The following is a 21,635-nucleotide window of genomic DNA, read 5'->3' as shown; positions in this document are numbered from 1 at the left end:
TATGATAATTCATTCGGATCAGGGGTTCAGTATCAGAACTGTCGGTACGTGAATATTTTGCGACAAGCTCGCGTTTTCCAAAGCATGAGCCGCAAGGCCACATGCCTAGATAATGCGGTAGCTGAAAGTATCTTTCACATTCTTAAAGTTGGCACGGTTCACAATTATCAATACAAGAACTATGAAGAGCTAGAATCCGCCATTATAAACTACGTAGATTATTACAATCAGCGTCGTATCAAAACAAAATTGGTCGGTATGTCCCCGGTAAAATATCGGGAATATACCAGCCAATTAGCAGCTTAGAAATTTACTCCAATTTATGGGGGTCACTTCATAGAACCTAGTTCGGACGGTCATTTTTAAATCAACTTGTCAACAAAGTAATGATAACAATAAGACGTCTGAAAGCTTGCCTTGATTGACGTTACGGCGGTTTTGAATTTGCTCGCGGACTAATCACAAATTGGTTATGATAAAATTGGTCTAACATAAGACACACTCCTTTGTTTGCGCTGCTTGAAGTGTAGCTTGGTTAGGCATTTTTTCACAACTAAAGTCTTGGTTAATTAACTAGCACAATGCGTATAGGTATATATATCTGATGATTGCAAATGCGGTGGGTTATATTGTTATAATTATAGTGGAAATAAATTTAATATCCATTAGAACAGTCTCCAATCTGATTCGGCCAAATAATTCACAGTCCTAAAATCTGTCTCTTCTTAGCATCAAAGTCGTCTTGGGTAATCACGCCGTCATCAAGCAGCTGTTTCAATTCGTGCAACTCATCAACTTCACTTGAGCCGATGTTAGTGGGGACAATATTGGCTGAGTTAGCTGCTTGTTCTTTGGCCTTCCGCTGTTCTTGATAATTTTCCCAACGTTGAATTGGATCAATGATAGTATTGCTATCTCGTAAGTCTTCAATCTCTTGCACAGTAAGTGTCTTTTCAACTAGTACATCCTTCGGGAGGGCAGTGTAGTCAACACCAATTTTCTGTAAGCAATCAGTACAGACTTTACCATTTTGAATGTGCACTAACTCATCACTTTTGTGCTTGTTATTGCAGACGTCACATCTATTAGCTTTTACAATGAAATAAACAATTACTATTAACGCAATAGTAATAATGGTGATTATCCCTGGCGTACTAGATACAACTCGCCAGATGAATGAGAAGATACCTTTAACAAGGTAGTAGAGATAAGTCAGGACTGCTGCGAGAACAACGTAGGGTGCAGCCTTACCCATAAGTTTAAATGCCCCGACTATGAGCAAGATTAATAGTAGTAACCACATGTTATTTCCCCCTTAATTAAATCCCAAGAATTTGTTTCTTTTTTGCTGTGAATTCTTCTTCAGTTAAGATACCATCATCAAGAAGTCCCTTGAGTTTGCGTAGTTGATCGGCACTGTCAGTAGCAGAGACTGGAGTTGCAGGTTCATTAACGTTGCTATTGTTGTTGGCAATAATTGTATCAAGATCATGGCAGAATCTAAGTAATTCTTGTTGAGTGATATGGTAGGCACTGCTATCTGTTTTAGTAGTTTCGTTAAGTAAGACTGCTTCCACGCGATGGTCGCCTTTGAAATAAAGCACGACAGAGACTTTAGAAACGGCAGCATACGATTTATTACCAGAAAATGCGCCTAATACAGCACCAGTTGGACCAGCAATTAAACCGCCAGCTATTGCTCGAGATAGTCCATGTTTATCTTCAATAGTAGTCCCATTTTCAATAGGATCATATCCTTCTAAGTCACTGTAGTCATATAGTTGGAATGGTTCATCAGCTAAGTTTTCCATGAAACTTAGCTTAATTAAAAATTGTTTGCGTTTGTCACTGAGATAAACTTTTCCGATATGACCGTTACCTTCTTTTTTGAAAGTAATCAGTAATTTTTCATATTCTGATTTATTGTCAAAAAGCAATTGTTTGGCATCTATCTGAGTATGAGAGTCTTGATGATTTTTGATATCTTGGACAGTTAAATATTTGACAGCGGATTGTGAGCTAAAGTTATTTTTTAAACCAACTCGAGAAGCACAGTCGTCACAAATTTTCCCATCAGTTAATTTGAAGCCACCTAATAAACCTATTTCACGACCACAAACCGCACAGGGGTGTTTGATTTTAGTATTAGAATCTTGGTGAGCAGATACGGTTGGTTTGTTTTTCATATCATCTAAATATTTCTTTAAATCTATCTGGGTATTAGTGTCTTGATAATTTTTGATATCTTGGACAGTTAAATATTCGACGGCAGATTGTGAGCTAAAGTTATTTTTTAAACCAACTCGAGAAGCACAGTCGTCACAAATTTTCCCATCAGTTAATTTGAAGCCACCTAATAAACCTATTTCACGACCACAAACCGCACAGGGGTGTTTGATTTTAGTATTAGAATCCTGGTGAGCAGATACGGTTGGTTTGTTTTTCATATCATCTAAATATTTCTTTAAATCTATCTGGGTATTAGTGTCTTGATAATTTTTGATATCTTGGACAGTTAAATATTCGACGGCAGATTGTGAGCTAAAGTTATTTTTTAAACCAACTCGAGAAGCACAGTCGTCACAAATTTTTCCATCAGTTAATTTGAAGCCACCTAATAAACCTATTTCACGATTACAAACCGCACAGGGGTGTTTGATTTTAGTATTAGAATCCTGGTGAGCAGATACGGTTGGTTTGTTTTTCATATCATCTAAATATTTCTTTAAATCTATCTGGGTATTAGTGTCTTGATAATTTTTGATATCTTGGACAGTTAAATATTCGACGGCAGATTGTGAGCTAAAGTTATTTTTTAAACCAACTCGAGAAGCACAGTCGTCACAAATTTTTCCATCAGTTAATTTGAAGCCACCTAATAAACCTATTTCACGATTACAAACCGCACAAGGGTGTTTGATTTTAGTGTTAGAATCTTTCTGTGAAGGCTCAGCAGGTTTGCTTTTCATATCGTCTAAATACTTTGCGATGTCTATTTTAGTATGGGAGTCTTGATAGCTTTTAACATCATCAATAGTCAAATCTTTGGCGACGGATATAGACTGCAGGCCAGTTTTTAATCCAATTTGTTCTGAGCAGTCGACACACATAATCCCATCCTTTATGTCAAGCCGACTAGCCATGAGTCCGATTTTCTTTCCGCATATATCACATTTTTTAGCCATAATTAAATTCCTCCAAAGTTTTATTTCCTAAGTAAATATCTTATAAATCTAGTATTTATCATACACAGTTAACTAAAGGATGAATGCACCTTGGCTAATTTTAATACCAAGCTCTTGTTCAGCAACATTATGAATAAACAGTGATTAGATCCCCAGAATTTGTTTCTTTTTTGCTGCGAATTCTTCTTCGGTTAGAATGCCATCGTCCAGGAGGCTTTTAAGTTTACGTAGCTCATCGGCACTGTTAGTGGGTGTAGATAGAGTGGTAGGTTCATTATTTTCATTTTCGACTAAAATTTTATCCAATCGAACACAGAATCGTTGCATTTTTTCTTGTTCATCTCGATAGTACATGCTGTCGATTTTTGTTTCAGTGGATATGTAGTTTAATTGCTTAGAGTAGTTGTTATTAAAGTATAAAACTACTGCCATCTTTGAAACTGCGTCATAGGACTTGTTTCCTGAAAAAGCACCTAATACAGCACCGGTAGGCCCAGCAACTAAGCCACCGACTATGGAACGAGACAAACTATGATTCTTGTTAATAGTGGTAGGGCTTTTAATTGTCTTGTAACTAGTTAAATCTGAAAATCTGAAAAGGCGATAGTCTTCAAGAATAGTTTTATCAATGAAGATTTGCTTTTTAACAAAATCTAAATAGACTTTACCTTTTTTGACAGGTTCATCTGCTTTAATGGCAGCCTTAAGTTGATCGTATTTATCTTTTTCAGCAGAGATATCTTCTTTTTTTAAATTTTTTCTTGTTTTAACTTATTTTTATACTCCGCCCAGCGCTTTTGTGGATCAATAATTTGGTTGTTAGCTTGTAAGTCTTTAATTTCTTTAACAGTCAAAATTTCTTCTATAGACATTGAAAGCGGTAGCTCAACGTAATCCACACCAATTTTCTTCATACAATCGTGGCAGACTTTACCATCAATCACAGGAACGGACTTAAACATTTTTAATTTGTTTCCACAAACATCATATTTTTTACTCATAGTAACTTCCTCCAAATTTTTATTTTCAAAGTAAATATCTTATAAATCTAGTATTTATCATACATAGTCACTAAAGTATGAATGCGCCTTGGTTAATTTTAATACCAAGCTCTTGTTCAGCAACATTACGAATAAACAATAAATGTTTTGATTCTAAATTGTAACTGTTAGCAAAATGCAAGATATTGAAATCTTGTGGTTCAATGCCGGTTTCACTGGGGTAATGATTTAACATAATATAGAATGCACCACGATTAGCCCGTGATTCAATTTTTGTATTGGAAACCATGCTAGTATCTATGTAATGGTTCAACCGTAGGATCAAGCAAACAATGCTGTAATTCATGACATTTTACGAAAGTAGGTGATGTGTTTTTTTCATTGATAAAAAAGGTTTGGGTCAATGGCAAAGTATGTTCTGACTTTAAAGTATAAGAAAAGTGTTTTTAGTAAGATTAAGCTACACTGCGTTCTCGGTTGTCAGTACCATTGCAATCAATCTTGTCACGAACTTGTAAGCGGTAATCCGCGTCGAATTGGCAACTAGGGTCAATAAGCCCGTGCTGCAATTAACTTATTTGACAATAAATTAAGACTAACTGTTATTTTACAAGTATCACCATGTTTACACAATGTTATATGCGTATCTTTAAATAAAAAAATCTGCTATACAATAATAAAATTGAAAGCAGATTAAAAATATAAGATTTTATCAAGTTAGAAGTGTTCAATTGGTCATATCGTTCCCAAAATTGGTCTTACTTCTTTTCCTGCACGATGTAGTGGGGCCGGTGTTTTGATTCGATATAAATCTTACCAATGTAATTGCCGATAATCCCCAGACAGAACAGCTGAATGCCACCGATTAAGAGCATAATCGTGATGGTTGAGGCCCAACCACTGACACTGTTATCAAATAATATTTTACGAATAATAACGACAAATATACTGATAATGGAGATTAGTGAGAGCAAGCCGCCGGTGAAGGTCGCAATCTTCAGGGGTACATCTGAGAAGTCGACGATGGCATCCATTGAATAATTGAATAATTGCCAAATTGACCAGTGTGTCTCGCCAGCGGAACGGGGCTGATTTTCGAACTTCAAATAAGTTGTTCGGAAACCGACCCAGTTGAAGATGCCTTTTGAAAATCGGTTATATTCAGGCAATTCCAAAATAGCATCAACCATCTGACGTGTCATTAACCGGTAATCGCGGGCGTTTGGAATAATTTGTACTTTTGAAATTTTGTTGACAACTGAGTAAAACGAGCGTGATAAGAATGACCGGATCATTGGTTCACCAACGCGATTTTCCCGCATTGTACCGATACAGTCATAGTCACCGGTTTGAAGCATTGCCAGCATTTTAGGCAATAAAGTCGGTGGATCTTGTAGATCAACGTCCATGACGGCGACGTAATCGCCAATGGTGTGCTCCAGGCCGGCTAATAAACCAGCCTCCTTACCAAAATTTCGCGAAAAGGAGACATAGTGGACAGTGTCAGGATGGGCGGCGTTTAAAGTTCGTAGTACGTTCAAAGTGTCGTCAGATGAGCCATCATTAACGAAAACATATTCAGTAGTGATATCCTTGAACGACTCTGGATTATCTGCCAAGACTTTTTCAACGGTGTTATAAAATATTTCAATCGTTGGTTCCTCGTTATAGCATGGAACAACAAGACTCATGGTTTTCATAATAATTGTATCCGACCTTTTTATAATTTTTAGATTGATCTATTAATTAGGGCTCCTACTGATTAATAAAGAAAGGAATTTTAAACCAGTATGAATATCATAGCTTGAATTAAGGTATAAAGCAATCAAATATCAAACCACAAAAATTGTAATGATGTCACGATAGCTTGTCAATTACATCACCAATCAAGTACGTCGACAGCGATGCGTCATGTTATTTCAAATTTCACACCTGGCAGTGTTGAGTAGTTTGCAAAAAAACAACTCCAACTGGGCACAGTAGCATGGCCCGTTGAAGCTGTTGGAAAAGTGATTATTGTGATTTATCTTTTTGAGATTGGGCGATGGGTGTCAAGGTGGACTTAGAAATATTCACAACCGTCAAATTTATATTTTGACAACCGAAATGCCCAATTAGCGGATATGAATCTATAGCCGTAAACAGCTAATTATTTGCGAGCGAAACCCAATTAGTGGCCTGAATGGTATCAATTCGATAGACAGCAATGGTGACGTCTTTTAAGGATCCATAAAGTGTCCCTACAATTGTTAATGGTGAAACGGAATCGCCCACGCGTACTTGCCAGGTACACTTGTTGTGGAAGTTCGTCCGGTCGATACGCAGTTCAATATGTTGATTGCTCAGCGAATTGATAACGAGACGCGAGGGTGACAGGCTAATGATATCACCATCAATCGGGGCATTAATCACCGGACTGGTCGGTTGTATGGCTAATAGCCCGATTTGTTGGGGTGATGTGGCAGTGGGAATCACCGTATAAGTACCGGCGACGGGTGCCTGAAGACTATTTCGTTTTTGATGATGTGAGAACCACATATTTACCGCGCTCCTTACTTAGTGCTTGTCTTAATCGCCTTATTTAATAACAGCATAAATTATGGAACCCGTCCCAGGTCAAGCAATTGCGGGCAGTATTTTTGTCGTGAAATGCTATAATAGTTAAGAAATCTTAGGATGGTTAACGAACGGGGTGGTCAAGATGGATTTTGTAGAATTGACACCGATCGCATTGGGGCATACGCCGCTTGGCACACGCGGACCGAATCCCCATATTCATGATTGGCAACTCGATTGGCAAAAACTAAGTAGTTTGATTGCTGATAATCAAGACGTGATGATGCAGGTGGACGCCGGACTTGCTGAAGATTGGTTGAATACGCACGGCACCATTTGGGACAATGTACAAGGCTATCACCGCTACCCGAATGACAACCGGGCGTTTGATGACACCGTTTTTTGGGCGGCGTCTACTTGGGCGACACCGGCAATTGTTGTGACTTTTCATAATGAAATTAGTCGGGCTTTCAGCTGCTATCGGGTCGGAACTGACCCTGATTTTCATTACTTAGGGCCACGCGGACGTGCATATTAATCCCTTATTGTCATTAACAAATTGGAGGAAAAAACGTGAAAGTTGGAATCGACAAGTTGCATTTTGCAACTTCACATTTATACGTAGACATGGCGGAACTGGCGACAGCTCGCCAGGCAGAACCTGATAAGTATTTGATTGGTATTGGTCAGTCTAAAATGGCGGTGATTCCGCCGAGTCAGGATGCAGTGACGTTAGCTGCTAATGCTGCCGCACCGATGCTGACAGCGACTGACATTGCGGCTATTGATTTATTAGTCGTCGGTACCGAGTCGGGGATCGACAATTCCAAAGCGAGTGCGATTTACGTCGCTAAGTTGCTCGGTTTGAGCCAGCGGGTTCGAACAATTGAAATGAAAGAAGCCTGCTATGCGGCGACGGCTGGTGTCCAACTGGCCCAAGATCACGTGCGTGTTCATCCAGATAAAAAGGCGCTGGTCATTGGTAGTGACGTGGCACGCTACGGATTGAACACACCGGGCGAGCCAACTCAAGGTGGTGGGGCGGTTGCTATGTTAATTAGTGCGGATCCTAAAGTATTAGCACTGGGTACTGAGTCAAGTCTACTGAGCGAAGATGTGATGGACTTTTGGCGACCATTGTATCATACAGAAGCCCTAGTTGACGGCAAATACTCGTCTAATATCTATATTGATTATTTTCAAGATGTGTTTAAGAATTACTTGCAAACGACTCAAACTAGTCCAGACACACTGACGGCCTTAGTTTTTCATTTGCCATATACAAAGATGGGACTTAAAGCGCTTCGAAGCGTGTTACCATTAGTTGATGCCGAGAAACAAGCCCAGTGGTTGACGCACTTCGAACATGCGCGTCAGCTAAATCGACAAGTTGGTAACTTGTATACTGGTTCACTCTATTTGAGCTTGTTATCGCAGTTACTGACTGATCCTCAGTTACAACCAGGGAACCGACTCGGATTATTCAGTTATGGCTCGGGTGCCGAGGGTGAATTTTATACCGGGGTTATTCAGCCGGATTATCAGGCCGGCTTAGATCATGGCTTACCACAACGGTTGGCTCGTCGGCGCCGAGTTAGTGTGGTGGAATATGAGACCTTATTTAGTCATCAACTGCAATGGCGGGCTGATGATCAGTCGGTCAGTTATGCTGATGATCCCCACCGATTCGTATTGACCGGTCAAAAGGACGAACAACGCCAATATTTGGATCGACAAGTTTAAACGAAAAAGTCACTTGTTACTAGCAAATATGCTAGGCAAGTGACTTTTGTTATTTGAAGTTGTTGGTGATGATCTGGCCATCTTTGACACTCAACAGCGTCTTGTCAGTGGTATCTGGCTGTAGCAACTGAATGGTATAACCAGCCGCAAGATTTTTCTTGAGCGATTTTGACAATGATTTGAAATTTGAAGTAATCGTCGTGATTGCTTTTTGATTTTGAGATGGATATGATTTAATCGTCTTCAAAGATTTAACGTACTTTTTATTGGTTGGCGTAATCGTATATGTTTTCGTTGACTTGGTGAATGCAACGGTGCCAATCGATTGATAGTTAGATTGTAATTGTTTAAGGATATTTTCTTCATTCAACTTAGTCGTTGCGGCCGCGCGTTTGGTGTTGGCTTCGTTAAAAACGACTTGTGAGGAACTCAAGCTCGTTGATTTAGACTTGCTGGTACTAGCGCTAGTACTCGTACTAGATGATGCTTTGCGCGTCGATTGCTGTGACTGGTTGTATGGCCAGTAAGGCAATTTAACGACCGCGTAGATGGTGACCAGGGCGCTGAGGACCGTAATTAGTGTTAGAAATTTCCAACCACCACCGGTTTGACGTGCGTAAATCACGGAAAATAATGCTAATAGAAAAACAATCAAGCCCATAATGGCTAGGAACAACATGTAACCAACTCCCAATGTTTAAAATAGTATAATCATTATACCATTGAACTATTGGCTGTTCGTCACAGATTTGAAATATTTTGAAAAGAGATCTGACTAATAACCAATTTGACGCCAGCACTTTTTCTGTCGATACACCGGGAGAATCAGGCGCCGCTGGTTCAATAGCAATGGTGCTACCACCAAATCACAGTAACGCCACGGTGGGATAGTGTTGATGCCTGGCGCAAGGTGCCTGCAGCGTATCTCTCAGCGCACGGTTGTTTACAACAAGTGGGTGGTATATTTACGAGCTACCGATAAATAGGTGCGACGAGTAGGTATCGCGCTTCGATTAGGCTTGAAAGAGGACGAATTGCCAATTTACAAACGGCGATACTAACGAATCGGGGTGATGATGACTTTTTTATTCAGAAGGCAATCGGTTGGGCATTGCGGGATTATGGCAAAGTGAATTCGGAATGGGGGCGTGCTTTTGTCGCAAATAACGTGCTCTCGTCCCTGGCACGGCGGGAAGGGTGTAAATATTTGTGAGTGGAATCTGTAGGCATGCCATCAACCTGCTCTAAAAACTGGCGAATAAAAAAGATGACAAATTGAATTGTCATCTTGTGGGTGATAGTTTACTGAAACAGCATGTCGCGATATAAACCGACAACTTTGCCTAATACAGAGACGTTGTTCAAGATAATTGGGGCCATCGTGTCGTTCTCAGGTTGTAGTCGGTAGTGATCGGCCTCTTTGAAGAATCGCTTGCAAGTCGCTTCATTTTCATCGGTCATGGCAATGATGATATCACCATTGTCAGCGGAACTTTGACGCCGAACAATGACTTGATCACCATTCATGATACCGATATTGATCATACTTTCGCCACGGATGGTGAGCATGAAAAGGTCGCCACCGAATGATTCAAGTTCCTTAGGAATTGGAAAATAATCCGTCGCTTCCTGTACGGCAAGAATTGGTTGGCCGGCGGTTACCGTTCCAAGTACCGGAATTTGATGTGGCGTAGTTTCGACGCCCAGTGCTTCGAAACCGGCTGGCGTTACCTCAATGGCACGTGGCTTAGTTGGGTCTTTTTGGATGTAACCTTTTTTTTCTAGCCGTGAAATGTGGCCGTGAACGGTCGAAGTCGAAGATAAGTCAACGGCTTCACCAATCTCACGAACGGTTGGCGGGTATCCTTTTTCATTGACACGTTCATAAATAAAGCGAAGAACGGCCATTTGTTTGCTTTCCGATGTTTTACTCATCTTGGCACCTCATTTTTTATTTTCATTATTGGTTAAACCAATTGTAGCATAGCGTTTCATAGCTTTCAAACAAATGTTCGGTTGACAAACACTATTAATTGATTTAGGGTCTAATTTCGTGTATATTTCAAGAGTGAAAGGGGCTGCTGATTTGATTTCAAAAGAATTGCTTGCTCGGATCAATGAGTTAGCTCATAAGGCGAAAGCCGAGGGGCTCACCGAGCTAGAAGAAGCCGAACGTCAAGAGTTGCGGCAAAAATACTTGAAGGAATTTCGCGCCGGTTTTCGGCAACAAGTTGAAATGCTTCAGGTTTATGATAAAGATGGTAAAGAGGTTACGCCAGAAAAGGTCCGTCAAGTGCAACGCGATCGCGGTCTTCGAGATGATTAACCGATTTCAGGAAAATTTGTCAACTGACAAATTTTCCTTTTCTTTTATTATTAATTTGTGTAGACTAGTTTAATGAAGACTGTAATAAGGGAGGGGAATGACTGTGTCTACAGGAATTTGGATTTTAATCGTCGTTATCGGCGTATTGGTTGGGTTAACTGGTGGTTTCTTCGGTGCCCGGCACTATATGCAAAATTACTTGAAGCAAAATCCACCAATTAGTGAAGAAATGCTTCGTAGTATGATGATGCAAATGGGTCAACGCCCATCCGAAAAGAAGTTACATCAGATGTTGAATTCGATGAAAGCTGCATCTAAAAACGATAACAAGTAGTAAAAAAGTGTCGGCTCGCTTTAAATTGCGATCACCGACACTTTTTTATTATCGAACTTAATGTTTCTGACGGGTTGTAGCAGGATCAACGTATTTGAACGTTGGGTCGATTTGACGATCCAAGTCGTCAAAAGCGTGCAACATTTTAGTTTCAATTTGTTTTTGACCAGCATCATCTAGTTTCAGCTTACGATCAATATCAATCGGTTTACCAAAACGGACGGTGACCCGCTGACGACTAAAAAGTTGTTTGAAGGTCAATGGACCTTGGTAAACGGTTGGGACTAGTGGAACACCGGCCATCTTAGCGATGACGGTTGCACCGCCTTTAAGTTCTTGTGAGTGGCGCGTTCCCGATGGAAACATGATTAATGAAAGCTTACCGCTGCGCAAAAATTTGACGGGGGTCTTGATTGCTGAAGGTCCTGGATGTTGCCGATTGACAGGAAAAGCGTTCGCATGGACGAGAATGAACCGCAAGACGGGATTCTTAAATAGTTCTTCCTTGGCCATAAAGCTAAATTTCATTGGGCTGCCGGCCAACGCATAGTACAACGGATCAAACCACGTCCGGTGCGGTCCAACTAAGATGTAGGCGCCCTCAGGCAAGTTTTCCCGTCCTTGATAGTGCGGCCGACCGTTAATAATGGTGATGATTAGTCGGACTAGTCCGCGCATAAAAGAATAAAACATCACGATCTTCCTTTCGTTTACTAACTGCTCACAGTATGACGAAATTTGGCAAATTCTGCAAGTTAATTGTATGATAACTGTGCGATGATTTTAATGGAGAGGTGGCCGAATATGGCAGACGTCACGTTACACGCCGATGAGCGTATTGATCAATTATATAGTCAAGATATCCAAATCATTCAAAGTTCTCAAGTCTTTGCGTTCTCACTGGATGCTGTTCTGTTGGGTGACTTTGCCCAGGTTGCGAAGGGCGTTAAGAGCCAGATCGTGGATCTCTGTGCTGGCAATGGCGCAGTAGGTCTATTCGCCAGTGCTAAAACTCAAGGCCATATTACGGCGGTCGAGATTCAGCCCCGGTTGGCCGATATGGCTCAACGCAGTGTTGTTTTGAACGATTTAACCCAACAAATGACAGTCCTGAACGAAGACTTACTGGCAATTACGCGCCAACTACCGAAAGATTCGGTGGATACAGTCTTATGTAACCCACCGTATTTTAAAGATCGACCGCAGAGCGTTAAAAATCCAAATCCTCATTTGGCGATTGCACGGCATGAACTGTCCGCTAATTTAGATCAGATCCTAGCGGTAACTAGTGATTTGTTAAAAATGAATGGTAAAGCATATTTTGTTCATCGTCCTGAACGACTAGATGACTTGTTCAGTACCATGGCGACCAATCGGTTGGCACCCAAACGGATTCGGTTCGTCCATCCCAAAGCACAACGGGAAGCGAACATGGTTCTGATCGAAATGATCAAGGATGGGAAACGCAACGGTGTTCGAATCATGCCACCGCTTGTCGTTTATCGTGATGATGGTGAATACAGGGAAGAGGTGCACACATTACTCTATGGCAAGCACAAGTAAGCCGGCTGCGTCCACGACGGCAATCAAAAAATATTATTTTTATGTCCTATTATGTGCTGATCAAACGTTGTATGGTGGTTTTACGGATAACTTGCAGCGACGATTAGCAACGCACAATGCGGGCAAAGGGGCTAAATATACGCGGGTCAGATCACGGCGGCCTTTGCAATTAATTTATCATGAAACTTTCACTGACAAATCAAGTGCGTTAAAGGCTGAATATGCCTTCAAACACCAATCGCGAGCTGCCAAGCTAAAATACTTGTCAGCTCACGATGTAAAAATTTAGCGAAGTTTTCACAATTTATGATTCTATTTCTCGCATTTACTGTTATAATATTTACTGTATCAATATATAGGAGGAATTTTTGTAATGAAAATTATTGCATATGCTGTACGTGATGACGAACGTCCATTCTTCGATACTTGGATGAAAGAAAACCCAGATGTTGAAGTTAAATTAGTTCCAGAATTACTTACTGAAGACAACGTTGACTTAGCTAAAGGCTTCGACGGTGCCGATGTATACCAACAAAAGGACTATACTGCTGAAGTATTGAACAAGTTAGCCGACGAAGGGGTTAAGAACATCTCTCTTCGTAACGTTGGTGTTGATAACTTGGACGTTCCTACTGTTAAAGCACGTGGCTTAAACATTTCTAACGTACCTGCATACTCACCAAATGCGATTGCTGAATTATCAGTAACGCAATTGATGCAATTATTACGTCAAACCCCATTGTTCAACAAGAAGTTAGCTAAGCAAGACTTCCGTTGGGCACCAGATATTGCCAAGGAATTAAACACCATGACTGTTGGTGTTATCGGTACTGGTCGGATTGGCCGTGCTGCCATCGATATTTTCAAAGGCTTCGGCGCTAAGGTTATCGGTTACGATGTTTACCGGAATGCTGAACTTGAAAAGGAAGGCATGTACGTTGACACCTTGGACGAATTATACGCCCAAGCTGATGTTATCACGTTACACGTTCCTGCATTGAAGGATAACTACCACATGTTGAATGCGGATGCCTTCAGCAAGATGAAAGATGGCGCCTACATCTTGAACTTTGCTCGTGGGACACTCATCGATTCAGAAGACTTGATCAAAGCCTTAGACAGTGGCAAAGTTGCCGGTGCCGCTCTTGATACGTATGAATACGAAACTAAAATCTTCAACAAAGACCTTGAAGGTCAAACGATTGATGACAAGGTCTTCATGAACTTGTTCAACCGCGACAATGTTTTGATTACACCACATACGGCTTTCTACACTGAAACTGCCGTTCACAACATGGTGCACGTTTCAATGAACAGTAACAAACAATTCATCGAAACTGGTAAAGCTGACACACAAGTTAAGTTTGACTAATCTCGATTATCACTGAAAATGGCGTCACTCATCTGAGTGACGCCATTTTTTATACTTTCATCTAATGGGGCCTTTTCGAAGCGTTAACCCCAAGCGTACTTTCAATGCTGTTATTATCCATAACAAAAAGCCCACAATCGAGCTGGTTGCACGGCTGTGGGCTTCACAAGTGAGCGATTTTGTTAGCGATAACACAATTAAGTGTTGCTAGGTAAAGGTCTTGCTAGCACGTACTTACCGTGGTTGTTACCAGCATAAGTTGCTCGTAGCTTTAACGCCAGTATGCGTCTATGAAGCGCTGGCGGCTTGAAGAAGTGCTAGCAATAGTTCATTTAGTTCCGCTGGACTCTGGATGATTTGATCAGGAATTACGCTCGGTGTCACCTGGTCATTGCGCCGGTGATTAAACCAAAAAGTTTGCCACCCAGCGTGTTTGGCACTGGTCATGTCGAGTGCTGCATTGTCACCAACGTAAACGGCTTCGTTGGCCTTGATGCCAACCTGATGGGCCCACGTCGTGAAGATCGATGGGTCGGGTTTAGCAATACCCAATTCTTCTGAGATAAAAATGTTATCCGGATGCACGAAATGTTCAATTTGTAATTGATGTAACTTTTGATGCTGAATCGGCGCTGGCCCATTGGTAATGATACCAATTTTAAAAGCGTGACTGAGTTTAGTCAGCGTCGCACTCAGCCCATCGAAAAGGCAAATCTGATTTAGTTCCTGCTGATAGGCCATTTCAAATTGGATAGCCCGATCAGTGCTGATGTGGACTTTGCTGGGTGCTAACGCGTGTCGAATACGGGCGGTTTGCCACGCTTCCAGCGTCATAGTTGTATCAGTGACCTGGTTAAAGGTACGGTCATTAAAATCATGGAACCGGTTAAAAATTTGTGCCAATTCAGTGCTGCTCAAAGCCTGGTTAAAAGTTTTAGTTAAGGCAGCAGTGAACGGTGATTTTTGATCATACAACGTATCGTCAAGGTCAAAAATGATGGCTTTTATCATTATTAAGTGAGCCCCCTATGCGAGATTGTATTTTAACACACTTTCAGGAATTCACAAATTCTTGATGAAATTGCTTGCAAGCACTAGTAATTTTCGGTATACTAATTTTCGGTGTTAAAACCAATTCACACCTACTGCGATAATCATGGCGGTGCTCGGGAGAGTGCCATGATTAGTTGAACGGTGGGGAGGAATAAAACAAATTTTTTGGAGGCACATTTATTATGGCTGTTATTTCTATGAAACAATTGCTTGAAGCCGGTGTCCATTTCGGTCACCAAACTCGTCGTTGGAACCCAAAGATGAAACCATACATCTTTACGGAACGGAACGGCATCTACATCATTGACTTACAAAAGACGGTCAAGATGATCGACTCAGCTTACAACTTCGTTAAGGATGCTGCGGCTGATGATGGTGTTATCTTGTTTGTTGGGACTAAGAAACAAGCCCAAGATTCAATCGAAGAAGAAGCAACCCGTGCAGGTCAATACTACGTTAACCATCGTTGGTTAGGTGGGACTTTGACTAACTGGAACACTATCCAAACACGGATCAAGCGTCTTAAAGACTTGAAGAAGATGGAAGCTGATGGCACCTTCGAACGGTTACCTAAGAAGGAAGTTTCATTATTAATGAAGCAACGTGCCAAGCTTGAAAAGTTCTTGGGCGGTATCGAAGACATGCCTCGGATTCCAGATGTAATCTTCATCGTTGATCCTCGTAAGGAACAAATCGCCGTTAAGGAAGCTCAAAAGTTGAACATTCCGATCGTTGCGATGGTTGATACGAACACTGATCCAGATGACATCGACGTTATTATTCCTTCAAACGATGACGCAATCCGTGCCGTTCGTTTGATCACTTCTAAGATGGCTGATGCTGTCATTGAAGGTCGTCAAGGTGAAGACGAAGATGTTACTGAAGATTCTTTCAAGGACAACAAGGACGCTAAGAAGTCCGTTGACTCATTGGAAGACATCGTTGAAGCTGTTGAAGGCGACAACGACGCCAAGTCTGACAAATAATTAATTGAAATAATTAGGCTGCCTAAAAATCGCGGACCATTACGGCCTGATTTTGCGGGCAGCTTTTTATCTAAAATCAAGATACTCAAAGGAGAGTAAACTATGGCAAAGATTTCTGCAGCACAAGTTAAAGAACTTCGTGATAAAACCGGTGTTGGTATGATGGACGCTAAAAAGGCGTTAGTTGAAACTGAAGGCGACATGGAAAAAGCCGTTGACGTTTTACGTGAAAAAGGGGTTGCTAAGGCCGAAAAGAAGAGTGGCCGGGTTGCTGCCGAAGGGATTGCTGCTGTTGCAATCAAGGACAACAAAGCTGCCATTGTTGAAATCAACTGTGAAACTGATTCAGTTGCTTCAACTGACAAGTTCAAAAACTTGGTAACTGAAGTTGCCGACGAGATCGCTGAAGAAGAACCAGCTTCCGTTGACGACGCCTTAGCTTTGAAGACGGCTAACGGGACGGTTAAAGATGACGTCATCGAAACGACGCAAGTAACTGGTGAAAAGATCAGTCTTCGTCGTTTCCAAGTTGTTGAAAAGGGTGCTGACCAAAGTTTTGGTTCATACATCCACAACGGTGGCCAAATTGCAGCCTTAGTTGTCTTAGACGGTGCTGACAGTGCTACTGCTAAGGACGTTGCCATGCACGTCGCTGCTATCAATCCTGAATATGTTAACCGTGAACAAGTTCCTGCTGACCGGTTAGCTCATGAAAAAGACGTGCTTGTTAAGGAAGCCTTGAATGAAGGTAAACCTGAAAAGATTGTTGAAAAGATGGTTGAAGGCCGTTTAAACAAGTGGCTTTCAGAAATTAGCTTGGATGACCAAGAATTCGTTAAGGATTCTGATCAAACTGTTGCGCACTTTGTCGAATCAAAGGGTGGCAAGGTTAGCTCATTCATTCGTTTTGAAGTTGGCGAAGGAATCGAAAAGAAGGCTGATAACTTCATCGATGAAGTTATGAACCAAATTAAAGACTAATTACTGACTAAGGGATTAGCTAATTGGGGATTACGACGGAAAGCAATTTTCGGCGTAGTCCCTTTTTGTAAAGTAACGGGTTGAAGCCGCTTTAAAAAGAGAATTCGGTTAATTTTTGCGCCGGATTACGGCTGATACCAAACGCTTATTGAAATATATGGTAAAATGATAGACAGATAATTTCGAGGAGGACAAAACGATGTCGGAAGTTAAATATAAGCGTGTAATCCTAAAACTGAGTGGGGAAGCCTTAGCTGGTGAGAAGGGCTTTGGAATCAATCCCCCCGTCATTAAAACGGTGGCAGAGGAACTTAAGGACGTCTATGACATGGGCGTACAAATTGCAATCGTCGTTGGCGGTGGCAATATGTGGCGTGGCGAAGCTGGTGCCCAGATGGGTATGGAACGGGCCCAAGCTGATTATATCGGCATGTTAGCCACGATTATGAATGCCTTGGCACTCCAGGATAATCTCGAATCAATTGGTGTGCCGACCCGGGTTCAAACATCCATTGAAATGCGACAAATCGCGGAACCATACATTCGGCGGAAGGCAATGCGCCATCTAGAAAAACGCCGGATCGTTATTTTTGCCGGTGGTACCGGGAGTCCATATTTCTCAACGGATACGACCGCCGCATTACGGGCCGCTGAAATTAACGCGGATGCGATTTTGATGGCCAAAAATGGCGTCGATGGTGTTTACTCGGCTGATCCTAACAAGGATGCTAGTGCAGTTAAATTTGATACGCTTACCCATCTCGACATTATCAACAAAGGGTTACAAGTGATGGACACTACGGCAAGTTCCTTATCGATGGATAATGACATTCCTGTCGTGGTCTTTAACTTGAATGAACCTGGAAACATTCGGAAAGTCGTCGCCGGTGAACACATCGGGACAACAGTCAGGGGGAAATAATATGGCAATTACAGAACCAATTTTAAAAGAAGCACAGGAACGGATGAAGAAGGCGGAAGCCGCTTTACAACGCGAGCTCGGTAATATTCGGGCTGGCCGGGCTAACGCATCATTATTGAATCGGATTTCTGCAGATTATTACGGTGCGCAAACACCACTTAATCAGATGGCGGCAATTACAGTACCCGAACCACGGGTCTTAATGGTGACCCCATTTGATAAGAGTGCCCTTAAAGAAATCGAAAAGGCTATTTTAGCGTCAGACCTCGGTATTAGCCCAGCTAACGACGGTTCTGCGATTCGGTTAGTTATTCCGCAATTAACGGAAGAACGGCGTAAAGAACTTGCCAAGGACGTTAAGGCGGAAGGTGAACGTGCCAAGGTCGCCGTTCGAAACGTGCGTCGTGATGCAATGGAAGCCTTGAAGAAGGGCCATAAAGATGGTCAATTCACTGACGACCAGTTACATCAGTTAGAAGACCAAGCCCAAAAGTTAACGGATCAAGCGGGTAAGGACGTCGACGCGATCGTTGCGGACAAAGAAAAAGAAATTTTGGAAGGTTAATGACCGACCAATTTATTAAGGCTTGGAGAAATTCAAGCCTTTTTTTGTTGACGAATAGTTAATTAGTGCTTTTTTTGGTAAAATAGTGCATAGTTAAGCTATTTTTATGGAGGTGCGCCTTGTTCGCTTTTTTTAATAAGAATGATCCTGCAGATAACACCGACGTGCAATTGGATCCTGAACGTATTCCAGCCCATGTCGCCATTATTATGGATGGCAATGGGCGTTGGGCCAAAGCACGGCATTTACCACGAGTTGCTGGCCATAAGGAAGGTATGAACACGGTCAAAAAGATTACGATTGCCGCAAGTGATTTGGGCGTTAAAGTCCTGACGCTTTACGCGTTTTCAACTGAAAATTGGAAGCGGCCAACTGATGAGGTTAATTACCTCATGCAACTGCCAGTGAGTTTCTTTGATACTTTCGTACCGGACTTGATAAAAAATAATGTGCGGGTGCAAGTCATGGGCTACGTTGATCACTTGCCAGAAGCAACGCAAAAAGCAGTCCAAAATGCGATTGCAGATACCAAAGATTGTGATGGGATGGTGCTGAACTTTGCTCTCAACTATGGTTCACGGGCCGAAATCGTGACCGGGGTGCAAAAAATTGCCCAGCAAGTGCAAGATGGTCAATTAGCGGTTGGTGATATCGATGATGCAACCATCGACGCAGCACTGATGACGGCACCACTTGCGCCATACAATGATCCAGATTTGCTGATTCGCACGAGTGGTGAAGAACGCATTTCAAATTTCTTAATGTGGCAGATTGCCTACAGTGAACTGGTCTTTACTGATGTGAAGTGGCCGGATTTCACAGCGGCGACCCTTCAAGCCTGTATCGCGGATTTTCAGAGCCGTGATCGGCGCTTTGGTGGGTTGTCGGATCATAAATAAAAGGGAGTTTTTGGTATGAGACAACGAGTCATTACGGCTGTCGTTGCGTTAATTTTATTTATCCCAGTCATTTTTGTGGGCGGGGTAACCTTAGATATTGTGGCCATGTTGTTAGGGGCCGTTGCGATGAGCGAGTTACTCGTGATGCGTAAAAAATTATTGATTTCATTTGAAGCAATCGTAAGCATGCTTGCAGTTATGATTCAAATTGCACCGAATAACTGGTTCAATGGCTTACCAGACCAATTAAACAAGGAGTACGTGGTTTACTTCTTAGTTATCTTGCTACTGTTACACACTGTGTGGTCGCGGAATCGCTTTTCATTTGATGATGCCGGAATGTTGACGTTAGGCGTCCTGTACATCGGGATGGGCTTCAACTACTTCACGGCTGCGCGGGGTGTCAGTGTTTACATGTTACTCTTCCTGATGTTCATTGTCTGGCTGACAGATAGTGGGGCTTACATGGTCGGACGCAAACTGGGTCGGCATAAAGTCACACCGATCAGCCCCAATAAAACATGGGAAGGTTGTATTGGGGGTAGCGTGATTGGTGTGATCGTTGCCAGTGCCTTTGCAATTGGGTTTCACGTCGGCTATGCTAGCGTCATCAGTATGGTACTGATTACTTTAGTCTTATCAGTAGTTGGCCAGTTTGGCGATTTAGTAGAATCCGCGTTGAAGCGTTACTATGGTGTTAAGGATTCTGGTAAGATCTTGCCGGGACATGGCGGTATCCTAGATCGATTTGATAGTATGTTATTAGTTTTTCCAATTGCACATTTATTCGGCCTCTTTTAAGCTGAGTACCCGAAACGCGGGAGAAAGGAGCGCTTAATTGATCGTTACAATTATTACGTTCATTATCGTTTTCGGAATCTTGGTCATCGTCCATGAATTTGGGCACTTTTACTTTGCCAAAAAGGCTGGGATTCTAGTGCGTGAATTTTCTGTCGGGATGGGGCCCAAGGCGGTCGCGTTTCGTCGTAATGCAACAACTTATACGTTACGGTTTCTGCCAATCGGTGGTTACGTACGGATGGCCGGGGTGGCCGATGATGAAGATGAAGAACTCAAGCCCGGAACGCCAGTTAGTTTGCAAATTGGTCCGGATGGGATTGTTCATTCAATCAATGCTAGTAAGAAGACAACGTTGTTCAATGGAATTCCACTGTCAGTGACGGCGACTGATCTCGAAAAAGAACTCTGGATCGAAGGTTATGAGAACGGGGATGAAAGTGAAGTTAAACACTACGCCGTCGATCATGACGCTACGATCGTTGAAAGCGATGGTACCGAAGTTCAAATTGCACCGGTCGACGTCCAATTTCAATCGGCCAAGTTATGGCAACGAATGTTGACGAATTTTGCCGGACCGATGAATAACTTCATTTTGGCCATCATTACATTTGCAATTCTTGCCTTTATGCAGGGTGGTGTTACGAGTACAACGACCCACGTAGCGGCGACGACAGCAGACTCAGTTGCCCGTACGGCCGGTATTCAAAAGGGCGATCAAATCGTGGCGGTTAACGGTAAAAAAATGACGAGTGCCCAATCGATTTCGCTGTTGATTCAAGACAGCCCGAAGCAACGGTTGACTTTGACCATCAACCGGGCCGGTCAGACTAAAAAAATTGCGGTTACCCCTGCTGCCAAGACGGTCTCTGGTAATCGAATCGGTCAAATCGGGGTCCAATGGGCGACTAAGACCGACACGAGCCTGGGGGCCAAGTTAGCATACGGCTTTACTGGTTCGTGGGGAATTACCAAACAAATTTTTCAAGTGCTTGGTCGGATGGTCACTCACGGGTTCAGTTTGAACGATTTAGGTGGGCCGGTGGCAATCTTTGCCACGACCTCGCAAGCCGCTAAGTCCGGGGTGCGCACGGTGATATATTTGCTCGCCGTGCTGTCGATCAACCTTGGAATTGTTAATTTATTACCGATTCCAGCACTTGATGGTGGTAAACTATTATTAAACATTGTTGAAGGCATTCGGGGTAAACCACTACGGGTGGAAACGGAAAGTGTCATTACCTTGATTGGTTTTGGCCTCCTGATGTTATTAATGATTCTAGTAACTTGGAATGATATTCAGCGATATTTCTTCTAAGTGATATTTAATTTGGAACAATAAGGAGAAGAT

General features: G+C 42.2%; 27 protein-coding genes. 16 read left to right on the top strand and 11 right to left on the bottom strand.

The window, feature by feature from the left end:
* The first annotated feature begins 84 nt into the window (after nucleotides 1–84).
* Nucleotides 85–306, top strand: a complete 222-nt coding sequence (locus E5260_RS15640) for an IS3 family transposase (protein WP_003640758.1) — start codon at nucleotides 85–87, stop codon at nucleotides 304–306.
* A gap of 394 nt (nucleotides 307–700) precedes the next feature.
* On the opposite strand, the gene E5260_RS08865 is transcribed toward E5260_RS15640, so the two are convergent.
* The 7 genes from E5260_RS08865 to E5260_RS08835 form a co-directional block, all read right to left on the bottom strand.
* Nucleotides 701–1,303 carry a DUF4428 domain-containing protein gene (locus tag E5260_RS08865; protein WP_003640757.1) on the bottom strand — a complete coding sequence of 201 codons (603 nt, stop codon included), beginning with the start codon at nucleotides 1,301–1,303 and terminating at the stop codon, nucleotides 701–703.
* Nucleotides 1,304–1,319: 16 nt separating this feature from the next.
* Nucleotides 1,320–3,185, bottom strand: coding sequence for a DUF4428 domain-containing protein (locus tag E5260_RS08860; protein WP_117286927.1), 1,866 nt, complete (start codon nucleotides 3,183–3,185; stop codon nucleotides 1,320–1,322).
* A 144-nt stretch (nucleotides 3,186–3,329) separates the two neighbouring features.
* Nucleotides 3,330–3,713, bottom strand: coding sequence for an SHOCT domain-containing protein (locus E5260_RS08855; RefSeq protein ID WP_003640755.1), 384 nt, complete (start codon nucleotides 3,711–3,713; stop codon nucleotides 3,330–3,332).
* Between the two features lie 221 nt (nucleotides 3,714–3,934).
* Nucleotides 3,935–4,186 (bottom strand): DUF4428 domain-containing protein, encoded by a 252-nt coding sequence (locus E5260_RS08850; RefSeq protein ID WP_003640754.1) that lies wholly within the window; start codon nucleotides 4,184–4,186, stop codon nucleotides 3,935–3,937.
* Nucleotides 4,187–4,256: 70 nt separating this feature from the next.
* Nucleotides 4,257–4,475 (bottom strand): hypothetical protein, encoded by a 219-nt coding sequence (locus tag E5260_RS08845; protein ID WP_003640753.1) that lies wholly within the window; start codon nucleotides 4,473–4,475, stop codon nucleotides 4,257–4,259.
* Between the two features lie 469 nt (nucleotides 4,476–4,944).
* On the bottom strand, nucleotides 4,945–5,886 hold the full coding sequence (locus tag E5260_RS08840) for a glycosyltransferase family 2 protein (protein WP_003640752.1): 942 nt from the start codon (nucleotides 5,884–5,886) through the stop codon (nucleotides 4,945–4,947).
* A 445-nt stretch (nucleotides 5,887–6,331) separates the two neighbouring features.
* Nucleotides 6,332–6,724 carry a hypothetical protein gene (locus tag E5260_RS08835; protein WP_003640751.1) on the bottom strand — a complete coding sequence of 131 codons (393 nt, stop codon included), beginning with the start codon at nucleotides 6,722–6,724 and terminating at the stop codon, nucleotides 6,332–6,334.
* 163 nt (nucleotides 6,725–6,887) lie between these two features.
* Between E5260_RS08835 and E5260_RS08830 the strand changes: the two genes are divergently transcribed.
* Both E5260_RS08830 and E5260_RS08825 read left to right on the top strand, forming a co-directional pair.
* Nucleotides 6,888–7,280, top strand: coding sequence for a hypothetical protein (locus E5260_RS08830; RefSeq protein ID WP_003640750.1), 393 nt, complete (start codon nucleotides 6,888–6,890; stop codon nucleotides 7,278–7,280).
* A gap of 35 nt (nucleotides 7,281–7,315) precedes the next feature.
* Nucleotides 7,316–8,485: a hydroxymethylglutaryl-CoA synthase gene (locus tag E5260_RS08825; RefSeq protein ID WP_003640749.1), complete on the top strand. Its 1,170-nt coding sequence runs from the start codon at nucleotides 7,316–7,318 to the stop codon at nucleotides 8,483–8,485.
* Between the two features lie 49 nt (nucleotides 8,486–8,534).
* Here the strand turns inward: E5260_RS08825 and E5260_RS08820 are convergent, their stop codons facing one another.
* Nucleotides 8,535–9,164: a hypothetical protein gene (locus E5260_RS08820; RefSeq protein WP_003640748.1), complete on the bottom strand. Its 630-nt coding sequence runs from the start codon at nucleotides 9,162–9,164 to the stop codon at nucleotides 8,535–8,537.
* A gap of 303 nt (nucleotides 9,165–9,467) precedes the next feature.
* On the opposite strand from E5260_RS08820, the gene E5260_RS15620 reads away from it, so the two are divergent.
* Nucleotides 9,468–9,698: a DNA alkylation repair protein gene (locus tag E5260_RS15620; protein ID WP_089197934.1), complete on the top strand. Its 231-nt coding sequence runs from the start codon at nucleotides 9,468–9,470 to the stop codon at nucleotides 9,696–9,698.
* An 89-nt stretch (nucleotides 9,699–9,787) separates the two neighbouring features.
* Here the strand turns inward: E5260_RS15620 and lexA are convergent, their stop codons facing one another.
* Nucleotides 9,788–10,420 (bottom strand): transcriptional repressor LexA, encoded by a 633-nt coding sequence (gene lexA / locus E5260_RS08810; protein WP_003640747.1) that lies wholly within the window; start codon nucleotides 10,418–10,420, stop codon nucleotides 9,788–9,790.
* 151 nt (nucleotides 10,421–10,571) lie between these two features.
* Between lexA and E5260_RS08805 the strand changes: the two genes are divergently transcribed.
* Nucleotides 10,572–10,811, top strand: a complete 240-nt coding sequence (locus E5260_RS08805) for a DUF896 domain-containing protein (RefSeq protein ID WP_003644501.1) — start codon at nucleotides 10,572–10,574, stop codon at nucleotides 10,809–10,811.
* Between the two features lie 97 nt (nucleotides 10,812–10,908).
* Nucleotides 10,909–11,145, top strand: a complete 237-nt coding sequence (locus E5260_RS08800) for a YneF family protein (protein ID WP_003640745.1) — start codon at nucleotides 10,909–10,911, stop codon at nucleotides 11,143–11,145.
* A 57-nt stretch (nucleotides 11,146–11,202) separates the two neighbouring features.
* Here the strand turns inward: E5260_RS08800 and E5260_RS08795 are convergent, their stop codons facing one another.
* Nucleotides 11,203–11,838, bottom strand: coding sequence for a lysophospholipid acyltransferase family protein (locus E5260_RS08795; RefSeq protein ID WP_025015626.1), 636 nt, complete (start codon nucleotides 11,836–11,838; stop codon nucleotides 11,203–11,205).
* Between the two features lie 111 nt (nucleotides 11,839–11,949).
* Between E5260_RS08795 and E5260_RS08790 the strand changes: the two genes are divergently transcribed.
* From E5260_RS08790 to E5260_RS08780, 3 genes are all read left to right on the top strand, one after another.
* Nucleotides 11,950–12,708, top strand: a complete 759-nt coding sequence (locus E5260_RS08790; RefSeq protein WP_015825656.1) for a tRNA1(Val) (adenine(37)-N6)-methyltransferase — start codon at nucleotides 11,950–11,952, stop codon at nucleotides 12,706–12,708.
* Nucleotides 12,692–12,997, top strand: a complete 306-nt coding sequence (locus E5260_RS08785) for a GIY-YIG nuclease family protein (RefSeq protein WP_003640742.1) — start codon at nucleotides 12,692–12,694, stop codon at nucleotides 12,995–12,997. The genes E5260_RS08790 and E5260_RS08785 overlap by 17 nt, the downstream gene beginning before the upstream one ends.
* An 84-nt stretch (nucleotides 12,998–13,081) precedes the next feature.
* Entirely contained in the window at nucleotides 13,082–14,080 is a 999-nt protein-coding gene (locus E5260_RS08780) for a D-2-hydroxyacid dehydrogenase (RefSeq protein WP_003640741.1), read from the top strand.
* A 288-nt stretch (nucleotides 14,081–14,368) separates the two neighbouring features.
* Here the strand turns inward: E5260_RS08780 and E5260_RS08775 are convergent, their stop codons facing one another.
* Nucleotides 14,369–15,091, bottom strand: a complete 723-nt coding sequence (locus tag E5260_RS08775) for an HAD family hydrolase (RefSeq protein WP_003640740.1) — start codon at nucleotides 15,089–15,091, stop codon at nucleotides 14,369–14,371.
* 224 nt (nucleotides 15,092–15,315) lie between these two features.
* On the opposite strand from E5260_RS08775, the gene rpsB reads away from it, so the two are divergent.
* The 7 genes from rpsB to rseP all read left to right on the top strand — a co-directional run bounded on the left by rpsB (nucleotide 15,316) and on the right by rseP (nucleotide 21,602).
* On the top strand, nucleotides 15,316–16,119 hold the full coding sequence (rpsB, locus tag E5260_RS08770) for a 30S ribosomal protein S2 (RefSeq protein ID WP_003640739.1): 804 nt from the start codon (nucleotides 15,316–15,318) through the stop codon (nucleotides 16,117–16,119).
* Between the two features lie 102 nt (nucleotides 16,120–16,221).
* The gene (gene tsf / locus E5260_RS08765) at nucleotides 16,222–17,100 is read left to right on the top strand and encodes a translation elongation factor Ts (protein ID WP_003640738.1); all 879 of its coding nucleotides are present in this window, start codon (nucleotides 16,222–16,224) and stop codon (nucleotides 17,098–17,100) included.
* Nucleotides 17,101–17,299: 199 nt separating this feature from the next.
* Complete coding sequence (gene pyrH, locus E5260_RS08760) at nucleotides 17,300–18,022, top strand: UMP kinase (protein WP_003640737.1); 723 nt, start codon at nucleotides 17,300–17,302, stop codon at nucleotides 18,020–18,022.
* A 1-nt stretch (nucleotide 18,023) separates the two neighbouring features.
* Nucleotides 18,024–18,587, top strand: a complete 564-nt coding sequence (gene frr / locus E5260_RS08755) for a ribosome recycling factor (protein WP_003640736.1) — start codon at nucleotides 18,024–18,026, stop codon at nucleotides 18,585–18,587.
* A 119-nt stretch (nucleotides 18,588–18,706) separates the two neighbouring features.
* Nucleotides 18,707–19,486, top strand: coding sequence for an isoprenyl transferase (locus E5260_RS08750; protein ID WP_003640735.1), 780 nt, complete (start codon nucleotides 18,707–18,709; stop codon nucleotides 19,484–19,486).
* Nucleotides 19,487–19,501: 15 nt separating this feature from the next.
* A complete protein-coding gene (locus tag E5260_RS08745; protein ID WP_003640734.1) occupies nucleotides 19,502–20,287 on the top strand; it encodes a phosphatidate cytidylyltransferase in 786 nt (261 codons plus the stop codon).
* Between the two features lie 37 nt (nucleotides 20,288–20,324).
* A complete protein-coding gene (rseP, locus tag E5260_RS08740; RefSeq protein ID WP_003640733.1) occupies nucleotides 20,325–21,602 on the top strand; it encodes an RIP metalloprotease RseP in 1,278 nt (425 codons plus the stop codon).
* Nucleotides 21,603–21,635 lie beyond the last annotated feature (33 nt).

It is taken from the genome of Lactiplantibacillus plantarum, from assembly GCF_014131735.1.
Taxonomy (GTDB): Bacteria; Bacillota; Bacilli; order Lactobacillales; family Lactobacillaceae; genus Lactiplantibacillus; species Lactiplantibacillus plantarum.
The sequence above is the reverse complement of the archived record's forward strand: the minus strand, read 5'-3'. Positions and strand labels throughout refer to the sequence as shown.